Below are 17,949 nucleotides of genomic sequence, written 5' to 3'. Positions count from 1 at the left end.
ATATAGCGCCATTTCGGCGAGAAGCAAGGAAATAAGGGCCTTTCGGGGCTTTTACCGTCCCCGAAAGGCCCTTTCAGCGATTTCCGCCCTGCTCCGCTAGCACTTTGGCTGGTTGGGCGGGCATTTTTTCGGGGCTGCGGCCGCAGGGCGTGGCGGCGGCGGCGGGGCCGGACGCGGTGGCGGCGCAGCCACGACCCGTGGCGGTGGCGGCGGGGCCGGCCTCGCCACTGGCGGTGGCGCCGGACGGGCGGCCGCAACCGGCGGCGCCGGACGGGGTGGTGGCGCGGCCATCCGCGGCGGCGGTGGAGCTGCGCGTGGCGGCGGCGGTGCCGGCGCGGGGCGTGCAGAGATCTGCGGACGCGGCGGCGGAGCGGCGGCGCGTGGCGGTTCGGGCCTTGTTTGCTGCCGGGCCACCGGTGGCGGCGGCGGAGGAGATGCCGGTTTGACCGAGGTCGCGGCTGGCCTGGCGGTCGTAGGCGCCGGAGGCGGCGCGACGGCATGGCCTGGCCCGGACGGGTGTCCCGCTGTTGGCGACGTTGAGGTGGCGGGGGCAGCAGCGGTCGGCGGCGGCGGCGCATTTGGCGCCGGCTTGCCGCCGGGAACCTGGCCACCGGGCGCGTGGACAGCGGACGACGGCGCACCGGTTCGACCGGGCGCGAGCGGCACGCCATGGGCACCCGGAACCGGAAGTGCGTGCGCGTCAGGCTGCTTCGACTGCCCGGGCGCGGGCGCGATTGCCGGAGCGTTGGCCTGCGCCGGCGGGACATTGGCCGCCGGTGCGGTTGTCGTCGGGGCAGGCTTGCCGTTCGGCGTCTGAACCGGTGGCTGCGCAGGAAGCCCATGACCGACCGGCGGCGTCGACGACGGATTGACCGCCGTCGGCGCGGCGTTGACCGGCTTCACCATCATCGCCGCCGGTTTGGCCGTCGGGTTGCTGACCAGCGCAGCCTGGCTCGGCTTGAGCTGCTGGTTCGGATTGGCCTGGATCGTCTGCGCCTGCTGCTTCACGGCGGTCGGCACCTGCGTCATCCCGCTTGGGCGTCCTGGTCCGTTCGCGGCAACGGCTGCGGCCGCAGCGGTATTGCCGGCCGCCAGTGCCGCCGGCGCCTGGTTGATCACCGTGTTGATGACCGTGGTGTTGTGGATGTTCTGGTAGATGATGTTGTTCGGCGGCGGCGCGACGTAGACCGGCGGCCGGACGAACACCGGGATCGGCACGAACACCGGCTGCGGCAGCACGAACAGGCCGACCACGGGCAGCGGCGGCGGCAGCACCACGAAATCCGGCGGCGGCGGCGGCAGATAGTAGACCGGCGGCGGCGGTGGCGGCACGAAGCCGAACACGGGATCGCTGAAATACAGCACCGGACGATCGACATAGACGACCTCCTCCGGCGGCGGCGGCGGCACGTCGTAGTCCATCATCGCAAACGTCGGCGGCGGCTCGAGCGGCGCCGTCAGGATCGCCAGTCGTCGACGCGCGTCGCCCGCATGAGGTCCGCGCGGATAGCGGCGCAGGTACGACCAGTAGGCATCCGGCGTGTCGGCGCGATAGGTGCGCCGCCAGGTGATCGCCTCGCGGCGCGCCGCAACGATCGCCATCACGCGCCTGGCGAGGGGATCGCCGGGAAAGGCTGCGAGAAACTCCTCATAGGCCGGCAGCGTGTCGCGCTCGAGCGCGGCCGCGTAGGCGTCCTGTACGCCGAGATCGCGGATCGGCTTGTTGCGGATTGCGGCGACCTGGTCGGGTGCGGCCGCCTGCGGCGGCGCGTCGGGGGCGCGATCGAAGAAGCTGAATTGCGCGGAGATCTTCTGATCGTCCCACGGCACTTGCGCGCCCTTGGAGTTCTCGTTGACGCGCAGGCGAACGCGGTCGAACACCTCCGGCAACGACAGCCCGCCGGTGCGGATCATCTCGGCGAGCGATTGCGCATAGATGCCGTAGGGCCCCGGCTCTTCCGGCGCCACCGTGCCGGGCGCGGCGTTGAAGGCGATCAGCATGTTCGGATCGGGCTCGACCAGGGCCAGGCCGCTCGCGATCGGCTGCTGGCCGCCCTCGACGAAAGGCTGCGCCCGCGCCGCGTCGAGCACGATGATGCTGGCCTTGAGCGGAATGGAAGCGAGCTGGCGGGCATAGTCGCTGATGCGCAACGCCTCGGTCGGAATGTCGGTGTCGCGCGTGATGTTGGAATCGACCGGAATGAAATAGTTCTCGCCGGCGAGCTGCACGCCATACCCGGACAGATAGATCATCGCGACGGTGCCGGGTCCCGAAGCCTGCGCCTTCTGGATGAAGTCGCGAAGACTCTTGCGCAGCGTGTCGCCGTCGAGATCGCGCGCGCCGACCACGTCGAAGCCAGCCGCCTCGAGCGTCTGCGCGATCAGGCCGGCGTCGTTGGCGGTGGTCGCCAGCGGCGACTTCGAATAGGCGCCGTTGCCGACCACAAGCGCGATGCGCTTTTCCTGCTGCTGCGCGCGCACTGGCCCGAGCACGCCGGCAACGAAGAGGATCGGCAGAAGGAGGCAGAGGAAGACCTTGTGTGTCCCGCGCATGGCTTGCTTGCCCGTTATTGTTGTTGAGGTACCACGCATGAGACGCGCGGCCGGCTGAACGGCAGTTGAACGAAAGGCTTGGATTGAGGCGGCGACATGGCGCACCTCGAGGCATGGCGTCTCGCGTCAGCTCTACGTCAGCGTCAGCCTTTGCGTCAGCCCTGAGCTTTCAGCCTTGCGCGATCATGTCCACCGTTCCCGTCGTCAGGCGGTAGATGCCGCCGGCGATCTTCAGCTTGCCCTGCTCGGCCGCTGCGTTCAGGATCGGCGCGGCCGATTTCAGCTTGGCGACGGTGTCGATCACGTTCTGCCGGATCGCCTTGTCGAGCACGTTCCCGCCCTGCTGCATCGCGGCCTTTGCAGCCGGCGCAAGCGCATCGACCAGCGAGGGAATGTGTCCCGGCGGCGGCTTGTCGTCCTTGATCGCCTTCAGCGTCGCATCGACCGCGCCGCAGGCATCGTGACCCAGCACGAGGATCAGCGGCGTATTGAGGACGGCGACCGCGTATTCCATGCTGGCGATGGTCTCGGTGCCGGCAAAATTGCCGGCGACGCGGCAGACGAAGAGATCGCCGCGGCCGGTGTCGAAGGCGTATTCCGGCGCAATGCGCGAGTCAGCGCAGCTCAGCACCGCCGCGAACGGATTCTGCCCGCCGGCCAGCGCCTCGCGCTCATGTCTGAAATCGTGGCGCCGCGTGACGCCCTCGACGTAGCGCGCATTGCCGTCCATCAACCGCTTCAGCGCCGCATCGGGCGACAGCACATTCTGCGGTTTGGGCGGCGCCTTGTGCTCCTTGGCGAAAGCGCGGCCGGCGAAGGCAGTGCCGAGTGCGGCGGCCGTCAGCAACAGCGCGGACCGGCGCGACGGCGCCAGCTTGCCCCGCACGGATTCAGAGCATTGATCGCACATGTTTCGCTCCCTCCCCGGCGCGACGGACGCGCCCTCACCAACGAGCTGCATCGCGGCCGAGCATAGCCGCGATCGCATGACGAGGCCACAACATCCGTGCGTTGCGCGGATGCACGTTCGGGGCGGCCGGCTAGATCTGCTGCACGTCCACGACGCCGGCCACCGCCTTGATGGCGCCGGCGATCTGCGGCGAGACCTTGAAGCGGCCGGGCAGCTTCATTTCGACCTCGGTTTCGAGGTCGAGCATCATCACCAGCGAGACCTCGCCGTCGCCATTGGAGCGCGGCGCGATGCCGGGACTGCCGATTTTTGGCGCGACACCGTTTGTCGGCGCAGCTTCCGGTCCGGCCAGACGCTTGGCGATCGAATCGAGCGGCTTGGTGTCGCGCACGAAGATGCGCAGGCCCTTCTGTGTCTTGGCGGCAGCGTCATCCAGCGGCTCGGCATGCAGCACGCGCGCGCGGACGTCTTCACCTTGCAACTCGGCACCGAGCTGCAGCAGCACGGCGGCGCCCGGCTCCAGCACGTCGCGATATTGCGCCAGGCCTTCGGAGAACAGCACCGCTTCGAAATGGCCCGTGGGATCGGACAATCCCATGATGCCCATCTTGTTGCCGGTCTTGGTGCGCCGCTCCATGCGCGACACCACGGTGGCTGCAACCTTGCCGGCGGTGGCGCCGGTCTTCACCGCGCGCGAGAACTCGGCCCAGGACTGTACCCGGAGCCGCTTCAGCACGGTGGCATAATCGTCGAGCGGATGGCCCGACAGGAAGAAGCCGACGGCGTCGTATTCGCGGCGGAGTTTTTCAGCCGGCAGCCACGGTTCGATCTGCGGCAGCATGATGGTCGGCGCGTCCGCCGACATGCCGAACATGTCGTTCTGGCCGATCGTCTCGGCCTGATGCGCGCGCTGGCAGGCGGCGAGGATCGAGTCCGCGCCGGCGAAGACGCGGGCGCGGTTCGGCTCCAGCGTATCGAAGGCGCCGGCGGCGGCGAGGCTCTCGATGATGCGCTTGTTAATCGCGCGCGGATTGACGCGCGCGGCGAAGTCGGCGAGCGAGGTGAACAGGCCGCGCTTGGTCCGCTCCTCGATGATCTGGTCGATCGCCTGGATGCCGACGCCCTTGAGCGCGGCGAGCGCGTAGTAGATCACCTTGTCGCCGACCTCGAAGGTCGCGCCCGAGCGGTTGATGTTCGGCGGCTCGACCTTGATGCCGAGACGCTGCGCCTCCGAGCGGAACTCGGACAGCTTGTCGGTATTGTTCAGATCGAGCGTCATCGACGCCGCGATGAACTCCACCGGATAATGCGCCTTCATGTAGGCGGTGTGGTACGACACCAGCGCATAGGCAGCCGCGTGGCTCTTGTTGAAGCCGTAGTCGGCGAATTTGGCGAGCAATTCGAAGATGGTCTCGGCCTGCCCCTTCGGCACGCCGTTCTTCACCGCGCCCGCGACGAAGATGTCGCGCTGCTTGTCCATCTCGGCGCGGATCTTCTTGCCCATGGCGCGGCGCAGGAGGTCGGCGTCGCCGAGCGAATAGCCCGACATCACCTGCGCGATCTGCATCACCTGTTCCTGGTAGATGATGACGCCGAAGGTCTCCTTCAGGATCGGCTCGAGCACCGGATGCAGATATTCCGGCTCCTCGTCGCCGTGCTTCCGCGCGCAATAGGTCGGGATGTTCGCCATCGGGCCCGGGCGATACAGCGCCACCAGGGCGATGATGTCCTCGAAACGGTCGGGCCGCATGTCGACCAGCGCGCGCCGCATGCCCTGGCTTTCAACCTGGAACACGCCGACCACTTCGCCGCGCGCCAGCATCTGGTAGCTCTCGGCATCGTCGATCGGCAGCGTGGCGAGATCGACATCGATGCCCCGCGGCTTGAGCAGCTTGCACGCGACGTCGAGCACGGTCAGCGTCTTCAGGCCGAGGAAGTCGAACTTCACGAGGCCGGCCGGCTCGACCCATTTCATGTTGAACTGGGTCACCGGCATGTCGGATTTGGGATCGCGGTAGAGCGGCACGAGCTCGCTCAAGGGGCGATCGCCGATCACGATGCCGGCCGCGTGGGTCGAGGCGTGCCGCGTCAGGCCTTCGAGGCGCTGGGCGATGTCGAAGGCGCGCGCCACGATCGGATCTTCATCGCGGAACGCCTGGAGTTTCGGTTCGCTCTCGATCGCAGCCGCCAGCGTCACCGGCGCCGCCGGATTCTGCGGCACCAGCTTGGTCAGCTTGTCGACCTGTCCGTAGGGCATCTGCAGCACGCGGCCGACGTCGCGCAGCACGCCGCGCGCCTGCAGCGTACCGAAGGTGATGATCTGCGCGACCTGGTCGCGGCCGTAGCGTTCCTGGACGTACTTGATCACTTCGCCGCGGCGATCCTGGCAGAAGTCGATGTCGAAGTCCGGCATCGAGACGCGTTCGGGATTGAGGAAGCGCTCGAACAGCAGGCCAAACTTGATCGGGTCGAGGTCAGTGATGGTCAGCGCCCACGCCACCAGCGAGCCTGCGCCTGAGCCGCGGCCCGGTCCGACCGGAATGCCCTGGCTCTTCGCCCATTTGATGAAGTCCGACACGATCAGGAAGTAGCCCGCGTATTTCATGCGCATGATGACGTCGAGCTCGAACGCCAGGCGCTTGTTGTAGTCCTCTTCGCTCGTGCCCTGCGACAGGCCGTGGACGCGCAGGCGGTTGGCGAGCCCCTCCTCCGCCTGCCGCTTCAATTCGGCGGCCTCGACGGCTGCCGCGTCGGAGCTGCCGGCGGCGCCGACCGTGAAGAACGGCAGGATCGGCTTGCGCGTCATCGGGCGGAACGAGCAGCGCTCGGCGATCTCGACGGTCGAAGCCAGCGCCTCCGGGATGTCTGCGAACAGCACCGCCATCTCCGCACGGGTCTTGAAGCGGTGATCCGGCGTGAGCTGCTCGCGCTCGGTCTCCGCGATCAGCCGGCCGCCGGCGATGCAAAGCAGCGCGTCATGCGCCTCGTAGTCGTCGTTCGCGGCGAAATACGGCTCGTTGGTCGCAACCAGCGGCAGGCCCTTCGCGTAGGCGATGTCGATCAGCCCGCTCTCGATACGCCGTTCCTTGTCGATGTTGTGCCGCTGTATCTCGACATAGAGGCGGTCGCCGAACAGGCCGGCGAGACGCTCGCAGCGTGCGGATGCGACCTCGGCCTGGCCGCTGGCAAGCGCCAGCGAGATCGGCCCATCGGGGCCGCCGGTCAGTGCGATCAGGCCTTCGGTCTCGCCGTCGAACCAGTCGAACTTGATGAACGGCGCATGGGTGTCGGGCGATTCGAGGAACGCGCGCGAATTCAGCCGCATCAGGCTGCGATAGCCGCGCTCCTGGGCGGCCAGCAGCACCACGCGCGAGGGCGGCAGCGCGTTGCGCGCATTGGGATCCTGGTCGCCGAAATCGACCGCGAGCTCCAGGCCGACGATCGGCTGGATGCCGGACCCCGCCATCTTGTCGGAGAATTCGAGCGCACCGAACAGATTGTCTGTGTCGGTCAGCGCCAGCGCCGGCTGGTGGTCCTTCTTCGCGAGCTCGCCGAGCTTGGCGATCTTGATCGAGCCCTTGAGCAGCGAATAGGCCGAGTGAACGTGAAGGTGGACAAATCCGGCGCTCGGCATGGTCGCGTGACGGCCTCTTGCAGATGAGATGGAGCGGTCGCCGGCAGTGGAGGCATCCTGCACTCGCCATCGGAGTACCTTCGCCGACTCGCCTCCCAATGGTGGGGGCTCACCGCGCCAGAGTCCACGTCAGAGCTGCCGATCCAACGCCTCATCCCGCTTTTCCCCAAGCGCCCCCTGGCTAGAGCTGCGGGATCACTTGGGCCCAGATTGCGATCATCCCGACGAACAGCGCGATCGACGTCAGTGCAGCGGCTTCTTCCACGAAAATCCTGAACATGGCTTGCTCCCATCACTAGAACGTATGAAGAACATTGTTCTCATTTCGTTCTCCGGAGTCAAGCCGGCTCAGCCGCTTCAAAATGGAATGGTTAACTCGCTGAATTGACGCAACAAAAAAGCCCCGGCGCGAGGCCGGGGCTTTCGACGACCGCTTCCTTCGAAGCGATCGGTCTCAGTACTTTGCTCAGTAGCGCGCGATGATCGGGCCGCCGAACTTGTAGTTCAGGCGGACGAGACCCATGTCGACGTCCTGGCGGATGCGATCGGTCTGGAAGCCTGCGAAGGTGACGTCCTTGTCCGACAGGAAGATGTGGTTGTACTCGACGCCAACCGACCAGTTCGGAGCGAAGCCGAACTCGAGGCCCGCACCGATGGTGCCGCCCCAACGCGTGTCGCTGACCGAGGAGAAGGTCGCGCCGGCTGCACGCAGCTCGTTCTTGGTGCCAACCACAGCCGCACCGCCCTTCACGTAGAGCAGGACGTTGTTCCAAGCGTAGCCGACCTGACCGGTGATCAGACCGAACGAATCGATCTTCGAACGATCGGTGAAGCCGGTCAGAGCGCTGAGGTTGTCGCCCGAGAAGTCAGCCCAGTTGCCCTGGCCTTCCAGGCCGAACACCCACTGTGCCGACTGCCAGCGATAGCCGACCTGGCCACCGACGGTGCCGCCCGTGGCGTTGTGGGAACCTTCGCCGCCAACCAGCGGAGCGGTCTGATCCCAGGTCGTGTGAGCGGAAGCGCCGCCGCCGTTGATACCGATGTAGAAGCCGCTCCAGTCATAGACCGTGGCGATCATCGCAGGCGCCTTCGTGTAAGGACGCGCAGCGAGGTCAGCAGCCAGCGCCGGCGCAGTCGCGCTGATCGCGACGAGGCTCACAGCAGCGAGCAACAAATTCTTGTTCATTTGAATCCCGTTCCAGTTTTCGTCGTTAGGCCCCCGGGCCATGGCGACGTCATAACAGTGATCGACGGAATTGCTGTAACCTCGACGCAACAGTTCACGCCAAAGGGCCACGCTTCGTGAATCAAAATGAGCTGCGCTTGCGCGGAAACCCTTTGAAACAAGACTCTTCAGCAGTTCCAATGCGAACGACGCGCGATGCGCCGCGAACGCGCGTAACAACGTCGCGCGCACGATTCTGTGATCGAAACATCGAAGCGTGCGCACAGCGTTTTTTCTCTCCCCATTGTCGCCACATTCTCGCGTGCGATCGCCACATTTGCTCAGCCCGCCGCCGCGATCTTCGCGCGGAACGCCTGCTGCCCCTCGATGATCTTGTCGATCAGCGCATCGAGCGCCCAGAAGCGCTCTTTGATGTCGAAATCGACTGCCCGGCTTTCGACGCAGGCAAAGGTACCGAGCCGCTGGTGATAGAGTTTTGCGAGTTTCGGATAGCCCATGGGCTCCGCCATCGCGGCCAGCGCGAGGTAGACCGAAAGCTCGTTCGCCAACTCCGGATGCTTGTGGTGCTTCGTCAGAAGCCATTTGTAGAGATCGGGGTGGAAGTTCGTGAACACGCCGGTGAATCCGGGAGCCCCCGACTTCATCGCGTCGAAGGCGATCGCCGCATTGGCATTGACGATCGTGAGCGGCGAGCCACTGGTCAGCCTGACCCGACGCTGCACCGTTGCAAGATCACACGACACGTCCTTGAGAATCGCAAAGCGCCCGCTGTCTGCGCAAAAGGCCAGCTCGTCGTCGGAGAGAAGCCGGCGGAATGGCGCCGGGCATTCATAGAGACCAAGCGTCATCTCCCGGGGCAGCCGGTCGAGCAGCCAGCTCAGATTGTCGGTGAATGTCGTTCCGGTCAGATCGAGCGAGGCAAGACGATTCGTCACCAGCACCAGGCCATCGACGCCCGTCCTCGCGATCGACGCCAGCTCGGTCAGCTGGTCCTCCCGGGATTCGCTGATATGGCCCGAGGCGATGACCGGAAGCCGGCCGGCCGCGGTCTTGGCGACGAACCGCGCCAGCGCGACGCGCTCGTCCAGCGTCAGGAACTGCATCTCGCTCGACTGGGCGACCGCGAACAGCGCGTCGGCACCACACGCGATGTACCACTCGATCAGCCTTTCGAGGCCGGCATAGTCGATCGCGTTCGCTTCGGTGAACGGCGTCAGCATCACGGGAATGATGCCCTTGAGAGCGATGGTCACAGGCAAGCTCCAAACAACGGCTGATGTGGCAGCGGCCTCGCTGCCGGTTCGCGAACATAGACCAACGACATCGGGACGTCCGCAGCAACACCACGCGCTGCTGCGGACGCCAGTCCTCAGTCGCTGACGATCTTCTTGATGCGGTCGATCATTTCGTCGACGGCCTGCTCGGGCGGCACCTTGTCGAGAACCACACGGATCGTGGCCTTGGCCCAGACATTCTCGTTGTTGACGATGGTGAACTTGTAATTCCGCGTCATCTCGTAGCCGCCGACGCCGGCTGCGAACTGGTCGCGCAGCATCCTGCGATGCTGATCCTCGTTCCAGAACGCCGACTTCACGGCGGCTGGCTTCACCGGGAACCAGCGGCCCAGCGCGCCCTCGACATAGGGCTGGAGGTTTTCGTCCTGGAGCAGGAACTGCACGAACTCCTTGGCACGCGCCTTGTTCTTGGCCTGCCGGAACACCACGCCGACCACGACCGAGCTGCGGGTGTGCATCGGCGAGCCGTCCGGCTTGCTCGGCCAGGGCAGCGTCCGGATCCGCTCCTCGTAGTTCTTCTTGGCCTCGTCCCGCTGCTCGGCGGTCAGGGTCTGGTTGGTCGAGTCGTCCAGCCACTTGCCGGGAATCGAGATGGTCGGGTTGAAGGTCATCACCGTCGTCTTGTTGTGGAAGGCGACGTTGTTGTCGGCGTCCTTCCAGCTCGTCGCGGAGGACGGCACGCAGCCCTTCTTGTAGATATCGGTGTAGTCCTTGAGCGCGGACACGAGCCCGGCCTTCACCTTGGGATCGTCGAGCAACAGCTTGCCGCTGTCGTCGACCATGACGACGTTGTAGGCCTCGGCAAAAGTCAGGAAGCCGATCAGGCTGTCGCTGCTGTCCACGCCCATCGGCAGGCCGATGCCGTAGACGCGCTTGCCGCTGGCCTTGCGAACGGCAGGCTGCGCCTTGTCGCACCAGAAATTCCAGAAGCCGTGCCAGTCCTTCGGAATGTCGGCCTCCTTCAGACCGCCCTCCTCGAGCATGTCTTTCCAGTAATGCAGATGCACCGTCGCCTGCTTGACCGGGAAGGCGTAGTACGCCCTGTTCTTGGTCTGCTCGTTCTGCAGCATGACGGTATCGAGCGCGGACTTGTCGAACTGGTCCTTCATCGGCGCGAGGACGGAGCTGAGATCTTCGAGCTTGCCTTCGGCCGCCCACTTGCCGACGCTCTGGAAGTTGAAGGTGTCGGCGTAGGCCACGTCGGGCACCGTGGCGGAATCGAGCGCGGCGACGGTTTTTGGAATCATGTCCTGCGTTGCGTATTGCGACAGCTCGACCTTCACGCCGGTCTTGGCTTCGAATTTGTGGATCGCCTGGAGCAGCGCGTCTTCCTCGGCCGAATAGAATCCCTTGTTCCACCAGACCACGAGCTTCTCTTCGGCATGAGCCGCCGGCGCGATCGCCAGGGAGTTCAGCAAAAGCGTGGCTGCGACCGCGCAACCGTTCAATGTTTTCGACAGACCAAGGCGCATTCCCGCATTTCCTTCCATGGCGCTTCCCACGGGAAGCGCTCGCTTTGTTGCTGGCGTTTGAGCCTGTAAGCGCTTACATACATGCTGTCAATTCTGCGCCAAGAGACGATTTACTTTGACTTTCAATGAGGTAAGACGATTTTTGTTGCGCGCATGTCAGCTATCCCGCGAACCGAACCGGCAATGCCGCCCTTCCCGGCCGGATGATCACCCGCGCTCTTCAGGCCTGGGGCCGGAGCTGTCCCTGACCTGCAGCACAGGAACGACCTCTTCCGACTTCGGGCTGGCCTGTTGGCCAGCCACGACGGCGAGGAGTTGATTGGCCGCCAACGTGCCGATCGCCTGGTTGTCGACCTTCATCGTGGTCAGGCGTGGGGTAAAGCGCGACGAGATCGCGAGATCGTCGAGCCCGGTGATCGAGAAATCCTTGGGCGCGTTCAGGCCGAGGGCGTTGGCCGCCATCAACGCGCCGAGCGCGATGTTGTCGTTGCCGCACACGATGGCCGTCGGTCGCGCCTTCCCGTCCCGCGTCATCAGGTGCGAAAAACTCTCGGCGCCGAATTCCAGCGTGGACGGACCGATCAGCAAGTCCTCGTCCGCCAGCTGGAGACCCGCGGCCGCCAACGCCTCCCTCACGCCGGCAAGCCGCGCGGCGACACGGTCGTTGTTCGCAACCGGCTGAAAGATGCAGGCGAAGCGGCGATGTCCGAGCGAGAGCAGATGATTGGTCATCCGCATGAAGGCGGCGCGATTGTCGAACCCGATGCAGGGATGTTCGGACCGCGTGCTGTAGGAATAGGTGACGACATAGGGAATGTTGCGGGCCTTCAGGGCCGCGAAAAGCTCCGCGGGATGGCTCTCACCGACGAGCGCGATCGCCTCCACGCCCCGCGCCAGCATGGCTTCCGCCTGCCTCAAGCCTTCGAGCGGGTCGTAATTGGAGCATCCCAGGAAAAGTGTGTATCCGGCATTGCTGAAGACGGCCTGCATGCCGCCGACCTGATGCGCGAAGATTTCGTTGTCGAGCGTGGGGATGATCGCGCCCATGATGTGCGTCCGGCTCGAGGCCAGTGCCCTGCCCGCCGCATTCGGGATCCAGTTGAGCGCGCGCGCCGCTTCCTTCACGCGCTCCCGGATCGCTTCGGAGACCTTCTCCGGCTCGTTGAACACCCGCGACACTGTGGCCGTCGAGACATTCGCTGCACTGGCGACTTCCTCGAGCTTGACCCGGCCGCTTCCCTCGCGCGTTCGTTTGCCAGTCACAGTCCAAGCCCACCCCGGTGATGCAGTATTGACTGACGAACCTACTCCGAAAGGTCATCGTTTCGCAAAACGGTTCGCGGGGGCCTTACGCCGGAGGCGAGATTGCCTGCAACACATCCCTGAACACGCCGTACTGCAATCTGAACGTCTCAGGGCTGTAGTCTTGATAGTATCCCGCGGTCACCGCGACAACGAGATCAAGCTCCGGGACGATGCGGATCGACTGGCCACCTCGGCCGAGCGCACCAATCCACGGGACCAGACGTCCATTGAGGCGAGAGCGTCCCAACCACCAGAAATATCCGTAGGATTGGTCGTGATCTGCCTTGAGCTTCGCCGGAGCGGCACAATTGGCCGGTGGGTCAGCGCAGACCTGAGGCCCGGCGATTGGCGCCAAGGCAGCTTCACCGAGAAGCGAAATGAATTGCCGACGCTTCATCCGATCCCTCGTCGACCGCGCGCCAATACTACAAAATGCTACGTTACTTTGTGCTGGCTGCAACGATGATACGTGTTCTTCGGCCCTGCTTTGCAGGCCCGCGCGACATCGCACGAAACCATGCTCAGTCTCGCCGCCGGTGCCTGAGAGCCTCGACCAGCAGCGAAAATGCCTGCGAAGGCTGACGCCGGCTGGGATAATAGAGGTGATAGCCAGAAAACGGCGGACACCAATCGGACAAGACCCTGACCAGCCGTCCCTGCGCAATGTACGGCTGCACGTGTCCCTCCGTCAGGTAGGCGAGACCCAATCCCTTGAGGGCTCCATCCAGGAGGAGACCAGCGCTGTTGAACACCAACTGTCCCTCGACGCGCACATTGAGCTCGCGCCCGTTCTTCTCGAACTCCCACGCGTAGAGGCTACCGCCGTGGGTTGGCAGGCGAAGGTTGAGGCAGTTGTGATGCGTGAGATCCTGAGGAAGTTTGGGCCGCTTGCGCTCGGCAAAGTAGGATGGCGACCCCACCACGGCCATCCGCAGATCGGGACTGACGCGGACTGAGATCATATCCTTGGCGACGAGTTCGCCGGGACGAATACCCGCATCCACCTGCTGCGCCACGATGTTGGTGAGGCCATAGTCGATGATGATCTCGACGTGGATATCAGGGTACTTCGGCAAGATCTTTCCGAGCGCGGGCAAAAGGATTTCAGCGGCGGCATACTCCGTGGCCGTCAGCCGGATCAATCCCGCCGGCTTCTCGCGAAATTCGCTGAGCGCAGCAAGATCGGCATCCATGTCGGTGAACTTGGGTCCGATACTCAGGAAAAGCCGTTCTCCGGCCTGAGTTGGCGTGACGCTCCGCGTTGTCCGGTTCAGCAGCCGGACGCCAAGCCGCTCCTCGAGATTCCTGATGATCTGGCTGAGTGCGGACTGCGTCATGCCGAGCTTCGATGCGGCGCGCGTGAAGTTGCGTTCCCTCGCAACTGCGAGGAAAGCCAGGAGATCGCTCGCGTCGTCCCGATGCATTGATTAGCCACTTTAATAACTGCATTCGGAATTTATCATCTAATCGCGGTGCGACGGAAGGCCTAGGTTCGGATCAGCCATCGGACGGCAACGCCGTCTCCGGCAGCAAAACGTGATCATTTACCGCGCAACCCAGCGGGAACCCTCGATGTCGACATGTCAGTAACCGCTCTCCAGGAGCCGGCTGCGAGCCCCCGCGCCGCGGCGGCCTTGCTGCCGATCATGGCGGTGGTGTTCGTCGCCTTCCTCGTGATCGGTGTCGCGATGCCCGTGCTTCCGCTCTACGTGCACGACGGTCTGGGGCTGGGTACGTTCGTAGTCGGCCTTGTCGCCGGCAGTCAGTTCGCGGCCTCGCTGATCTCGCGCCCGTGGGCGGGCCACTTTTCCGACAGTCGCGGCGCCAAGCGCGGCGTGATCATCGGTCTCGTCGCGGCCGCAGCGTCCGGGCTGCTCTATCTGCTCTCGCTGTGTTTCAGCGCCGTGCCGCTGGCTTCGGTCGCAATTCTCCTGCTGGGACGAGGTCTGCTCGGCGCCGCGGAAAGCTTCATCATCACAGCCGCGGTCAGTTGGGGACTGGCACTCGCCAATGCCGGGAGCACGGGCAAGGTCATTGCCTGGGTTGGTTCGGCGATGTTCGCGGCCTTCGCGATCGGCGCGCCGGCCGGCGCCTCCCTCTACGCCGCCTACGGCTTCACGGCGATCGCGATCGTCACGGCCGCGGCCCCGTTGATGACTCTGCTGCTCGTTGCGCCTGTTCCCATGGTCGCGCCCGTGCAGCACGCGCGTCCTTCATTCACCGCAGTGGTCGGTGCCGTCTGGGTGCCGGGCCTTGGCTCGGCCCTCGGAAGCGTTGGCTTCGGTGCAGTGACGACGTTCGTCGCATTGCTGTTCGCCAAGCGGGGCTGGGACAACGGATGGCTCGCCTATACGGCCTATGCGGTGGCCTTCATTATTGCCCGGATCTGCTTCAGCCATTTGGCAGATGCGATTGGCGGCGCGAAGGTCGCGCTGGTCTGCGCGGTGATTGAGGCCATCGGCCAGGCGCTGATCTGGCTCGCGGTCCGACCCGAGATGGCGCTGGCAGGAGCCGCGCTGACCGGGTTCGGTTTCTCGCTAGTATACCCGGGCTTTGGCGTCGAGGCAGTTGGCCGAGTGCCCGCACAGAGCCGCGGTATTGCGATGGGCGCCTACACCGCCTTTCTCGACCTGGCTCAGGGGCTCGCCAGCCCTGCGCTCGGCTTGATCGCGACCGGAGCGAGACTGAACGTCCTGTTTCTCGCCAGCGCTCTCACCGTGCTTTGCGCCGCGCTGGTTGCGTGGTGGCTGATGGCGCGCCCGTTCACAGCCGAAGGAAGCGCGCAATGAGAATGATTGCAGCCACTCTGTTTTCTCTCGGTCTGTTCGTTGGCGGCGCGACTGCCGCCGAACAGGTCGCCGTCAAAGGAGCTGATCCCATGTCGAGATTTGAACACGTCCGCGCCGTCGCACCCGCGCTGGAGATGTACGAGCAGAAATTTCTGGTGGGTGACCTCTGGAAGCGCGCCGGCCTTTCCCCTCGTGATCGCGGCGTTGTCACGATCGCGGCCCTCATCGCGCGCAACCAGACCGTCGAACTGCCGCGTTATCTCGCACTTGCGCTCGATAACGGCGTGAAGCCTGCGGAAATCTCCGAGATCATCACGCATCTGGCGTTCTATACCGGATGGGCCAACGCGATGAATGCGATTCCCGCAGCGAGGGACGTTTTCCAGAGCCGCAATATCGGGGACGATCAGCTTTCACCGGCATCGGGACCACACCTCCCTCTCGACGAGGCGGTAGAAAAGCAGCGGGCGACGCGGGTCGGCGAACAATTCGGCCAGATCACACCGAGCCTCGTCCAATACACGACCGACGCGCTCTTCCGGGATCTCTGGCTGAGACCGGGTCTGACGCCCCGGGACCGGAGCCTGGTCACCGTTAGCGCTCTCATCTCGACGGGGCAAGTCGCCCAGATTACCTACCATTTGAACCGGGCGATGGATAACGGGTTGACGCAGCAGGAAGCCGGCGAAGTGCTCGGTCATCTCGCCTTCTACGCAGGCTGGCCCAACGCGTTCTCCGCGGCGCCCGTCGTCAAGGACGTGATCGAAAAGCGGCCGCGCTGAAGGAGGAAAAGCGATGCCCCACATCATCGTCAAGCTCTACCCGGGCAAATCCGAGCGGCAGAAGCATGCACTTGCGCAAGCCGTCACTGACGCGGCAATGGGCGCTCTCAACTACGGAGAAGAGTCCGTTTCCGTGGGAATTGAAGACGTCGAGCCTTGGGACTGGACCGAGCAGGTCTACAAACCGGATATCATCGGCAAGCCGGAGACCATCTACAAGAAACCGGGATACGACCCTCGATGAGCCGAGGACTGCGATGATCACTCGCAGAGGCGTGCTCATCTGCGGCGGCGCCGCCGCGACGATCGAAGTCGGACGGACGCGGGCGCTCGCATCTGAACCACGGAAGGAGTTGCCCATGGATATAGACATCAAGCGAAACGGATCTCGTCCGTCCCAGAAAGGCTCGCAGGACTGGTTCACGGGTTCGGTGCGCGTGGACCCGCTCTTCCAGGCTCCCGACCCTGCCCGCGTCGGCGCAGGCCAGGTCACGTTCGAACCCGGCGCCCGTACCGCCTGGCACACGCACCCGCTTGGACAGACGCTGATCGTCACGGCGGGGCTCGGCTGGGTGCAGCGCGAGGGCGGGTCGGTCGAGGAAATCCGCCCCGGCGACGTCGTATCGTTTCCGCCGGGATTGAAGCACTGGCACGGCGCCTCGCCGACGACGGCCATGACACACATCGCCATCCAGGAATCCCTCGGCGGCAAGAATGTCGACTGGATGGAGAAGGTCAGCGACGAGCAATATCGGAAGTGATCAAGAGAGCTGGCCACAAGCGCAGGCCGAAGGGCGTGATGAACGCCAGACGATTTCTCGTTCTTGGAGCGTCGATACTGACGCTTGCCGTGGCCGGTTCCGCAGGAGCCCAAGAGATGGCGCAAGAGAAGCTTCAAGATATGCATCAGCCCTATGTGCGAGTGGCCGAGATCGAGATCGATCCGTTGCAGGTCGAGCCCTACACGGCGGCAGTGAAGCAGCAGATCGAGGCTGCCGTCCGGCTCGAACCAGGAGTGCTCGCGTTATATGCAGTGGCGGACCAACAAAATCCGGCGCACGTCTTCGTGTTCGAGATCTATGCCGACGTCGATGCTTACAAAGCTCACATCGAGACGGCTCACTTCAAGACGTACAAGGCGATCACTCAGGACATGGTGAAGTCGCTCAAGCTCCGCGATACCGTTCCCATCTTGCTGGGCGCGAAACGAACGTGAGCACTGGACTGCCGAGTGCCCTCCTCAGACCGGCGTGTAGATCACGAGCTTCAGCGCCGGATCGTCATTGGCCTGAAAGCTCGTGTGCTCGAAATGCAGCACGCCCTTGGTCGGATGCGTCATGGTCTTGCGGCCCGACAGGGTGCCGTGCACCTCGTGCGCGCCCCACCATTTGACGAACTCGGGACTGCCTTCGCGCAGGCGCATCAGCAATTCCGCAAAAGCGGGATCGCCGGCCCAGACGTCGTGGGTGGCGCGAAACATCGCGACCATACGCTTGGCGACGTCAGCCCAGCCCGCGCCGTAGGATTTCCTGGTCTTCTTGTTGGTCATCATCAGGAGCAGCGTGTTGCGATCCTCCTCCGGCAAGCGGCCAAATGCGAAGACCTCCTCGGCCGCCTCGTTCCAGGCCAGCACGTCCCAGCGCCGCCCGGTGATGTAGGCCGGATGCGGCAGGCTCTCGACCAGGCGCAAAATGGGCGGCGGCACCACCTCTCGGGTAAAGGGACGCCTGTCGCCGTCGCGCGCGAGATCCTTGAGGTGTGCGTGCTCGGTCTTGCTGAGACGCAGCGCTCGCGCGAGCGCATCGACTGTCGTGACCGACGGGCTGACGGTGCGGCCCTGCTCGAGGCGGATGTACCAGTCGACGCCGATGCCGGCGAGCTGCGCCACCTCCTCGCGGCGGAGCCCCGCGGTGCGCCGCCGCTGGCCTGCGGGAAGGCCGACGGATTTCGGCGACAGCTTTTCGCGCCGGGAGCGCAGGAAGTCGCCGAATTCGACGCGGCGTGGATCGGCCATGGTGTGGTT

15 protein-coding genes are annotated in these 17,949 nt (G+C 64.7%); 5 read left to right on the top strand and 10 right to left on the bottom strand.

Going from position 1 to position 17,949, the window contains the following annotated elements; all coding sequences use genetic code 11:
- Positions 1-96 precede the first annotated feature (96 nt).
- The 9 genes from XH90_RS17660 to XH90_RS17620 form a co-directional block, all read right to left on the bottom strand.
- Positions 97-2,553, bottom strand: a complete 2,457-nt coding sequence (locus XH90_RS17660; protein ID WP_194475646.1) for a caspase domain-containing protein — start codon at positions 2,551-2,553, stop codon at positions 97-99.
- 169 nt (positions 2,554-2,722) lie between these two features.
- Positions 2,723-3,463, bottom strand: a complete 741-nt coding sequence (locus XH90_RS17655; RefSeq protein WP_194475645.1) for a carbonic anhydrase — start codon at positions 3,461-3,463, stop codon at positions 2,723-2,725.
- Between the two features lie 130 nt (positions 3,464-3,593).
- Complete coding sequence (dnaE, locus tag XH90_RS17650; protein ID WP_194475644.1) at positions 3,594-7,097, bottom strand: DNA polymerase III subunit alpha; 3,504 nt, start codon at positions 7,095-7,097, stop codon at positions 3,594-3,596.
- A 466-nt stretch (positions 7,098-7,563) separates the two neighbouring features.
- A complete protein-coding gene (locus XH90_RS17645; protein WP_194475643.1) occupies positions 7,564-8,283 on the bottom strand; it encodes an outer membrane protein in 720 nt (239 codons plus the stop codon).
- A 320-nt stretch (positions 8,284-8,603) separates the two neighbouring features.
- On the bottom strand, positions 8,604-9,536 hold the full coding sequence (locus XH90_RS17640) for a dihydrodipicolinate synthase family protein (protein ID WP_194475642.1): 933 nt from the start codon (positions 9,534-9,536) through the stop codon (positions 8,604-8,606).
- A gap of 116 nt (positions 9,537-9,652) precedes the next feature.
- A complete protein-coding gene (locus tag XH90_RS17635; RefSeq protein ID WP_194475641.1) occupies positions 9,653-11,050 on the bottom strand; it encodes an ABC transporter substrate-binding protein in 1,398 nt (465 codons plus the stop codon).
- 207 nt (positions 11,051-11,257) lie between these two features.
- Positions 11,258-12,313: a LacI family DNA-binding transcriptional regulator gene (locus XH90_RS17630; protein ID WP_194475640.1), complete on the bottom strand. Its 1,056-nt coding sequence runs from the start codon at positions 12,311-12,313 to the stop codon at positions 11,258-11,260.
- 85 nt (positions 12,314-12,398) lie between these two features.
- Positions 12,399-12,752, bottom strand: coding sequence for a hypothetical protein (locus XH90_RS39075; protein ID WP_246755517.1), 354 nt, complete (start codon positions 12,750-12,752; stop codon positions 12,399-12,401).
- Between the two features lie 124 nt (positions 12,753-12,876).
- Positions 12,877-13,779 carry a LysR family transcriptional regulator gene (locus XH90_RS17620; RefSeq protein ID WP_194475639.1) on the bottom strand — a complete coding sequence of 301 codons (903 nt, stop codon included), beginning with the start codon at positions 13,777-13,779 and terminating at the stop codon, positions 12,877-12,879.
- Positions 13,780-13,935: 156 nt separating this feature from the next.
- Between XH90_RS17620 and XH90_RS17615 the strand changes: the two genes are divergently transcribed.
- From XH90_RS17615 to XH90_RS17595, 5 genes are all read left to right on the top strand, one after another.
- Positions 13,936-15,144 (top strand): arabinose transporter, encoded by a 1,209-nt coding sequence (locus XH90_RS17615; protein WP_194475638.1) that lies wholly within the window; start codon positions 13,936-13,938, stop codon positions 15,142-15,144.
- Positions 15,141-15,926, top strand: a complete 786-nt coding sequence (locus XH90_RS17610) for a carboxymuconolactone decarboxylase family protein (protein ID WP_194482720.1) — start codon at positions 15,141-15,143, stop codon at positions 15,924-15,926. The genes XH90_RS17615 and XH90_RS17610 overlap by 4 nt, the downstream gene beginning before the upstream one ends.
- 13 nt (positions 15,927-15,939) lie before the next feature.
- The gene (locus tag XH90_RS17605) at positions 15,940-16,170 is read left to right on the top strand and encodes a tautomerase family protein (RefSeq protein ID WP_194475637.1); all 231 of its coding nucleotides are present in this window, start codon (positions 15,940-15,942) and stop codon (positions 16,168-16,170) included.
- A gap of 121 nt (positions 16,171-16,291) precedes the next feature.
- On the top strand, positions 16,292-16,687 hold the full coding sequence (locus XH90_RS17600; RefSeq protein ID WP_210348738.1) for a cupin domain-containing protein: 396 nt from the start codon (positions 16,292-16,294) through the stop codon (positions 16,685-16,687).
- Between the two features lie 38 nt (positions 16,688-16,725).
- Positions 16,726-17,142 (top strand): putative quinol monooxygenase, encoded by a 417-nt coding sequence (locus XH90_RS17595; RefSeq protein WP_194475635.1) that lies wholly within the window; start codon positions 16,726-16,728, stop codon positions 17,140-17,142.
- Between the two features lie 24 nt (positions 17,143-17,166).
- Here the strand turns inward: XH90_RS17595 and XH90_RS17590 are convergent, their stop codons facing one another.
- Positions 17,167-17,940 (bottom strand): helix-turn-helix transcriptional regulator, encoded by a 774-nt coding sequence (locus XH90_RS17590; RefSeq protein ID WP_194475634.1) that lies wholly within the window; start codon positions 17,938-17,940, stop codon positions 17,167-17,169.
- Positions 17,941-17,949 lie beyond the last annotated feature (9 nt).

The organism is Bradyrhizobium sp. CCBAU 53338 (genome assembly GCF_015291665.1).
GTDB lineage: Bacteria > Pseudomonadota > Alphaproteobacteria > Rhizobiales > Xanthobacteraceae > Bradyrhizobium.
The sequence above is the reverse complement of the archived record's forward strand: the minus strand, read 5'-3'. Positions and strand labels throughout refer to the sequence as shown.

What these genes read in the sequence shown, in the direction of transcription:
- XH90_RS17620 (WP_194475639.1), bottom strand. Translation starts at nt 13,779, where the DNA reads ATGCATCGGGACGACGCGAGCGATCTCCTGGCTTTCCTCGCAGTTGCG.
- dnaE (WP_194475644.1), bottom strand. Translation starts at nt 7,097, where the DNA reads ATGCCGAGCGCCGGATTTGTCCACCTTCACGTTCACTCGGCCTATTCG.
- XH90_RS17645 (WP_194475643.1), bottom strand. Translation starts at nt 8,283, where the DNA reads ATGAACAAGAATTTGTTGCTCGCTGCTGTGAGCCTCGTCGCGATCAGC.
- XH90_RS17655 (WP_194475645.1), bottom strand. Translation starts at nt 3,463, where the DNA reads ATGTGCGATCAATGCTCTGAATCCGTGCGGGGCAAGCTGGCGCCGTCG.
- XH90_RS17605 (WP_194475637.1), top strand. Translation starts at nt 15,940, where the DNA reads ATGCCCCACATCATCGTCAAGCTCTACCCGGGCAAATCCGAGCGGCAG.
- XH90_RS17595 (WP_194475635.1), top strand. Translation starts at nt 16,726, where the DNA reads ATGAACGCCAGACGATTTCTCGTTCTTGGAGCGTCGATACTGACGCTT.
- XH90_RS17660 (WP_194475646.1), bottom strand. Translation starts at nt 2,553, where the DNA reads ATGCGCGGGACACACAAGGTCTTCCTCTGCCTCCTTCTGCCGATCCTC.
- XH90_RS17615 (WP_194475638.1), top strand. Translation starts at nt 13,936, where the DNA reads ATGTCAGTAACCGCTCTCCAGGAGCCGGCTGCGAGCCCCCGCGCCGCG.
- XH90_RS17610 (WP_194482720.1), top strand. Translation starts at nt 15,141, where the DNA reads ATGAGAATGATTGCAGCCACTCTGTTTTCTCTCGGTCTGTTCGTTGGC.
- XH90_RS39075 (WP_246755517.1), bottom strand. Translation starts at nt 12,752, where the DNA reads ATGAAGCGTCGGCAATTCATTTCGCTTCTCGGTGAAGCTGCCTTGGCG.
- XH90_RS17635 (WP_194475641.1), bottom strand. Translation starts at nt 11,050, where the DNA reads ATGCGCCTTGGTCTGTCGAAAACATTGAACGGTTGCGCGGTCGCAGCC.
- XH90_RS17590 (WP_194475634.1), bottom strand. Translation starts at nt 17,940, where the DNA reads ATGGCCGATCCACGCCGCGTCGAATTCGGCGACTTCCTGCGCTCCCGG.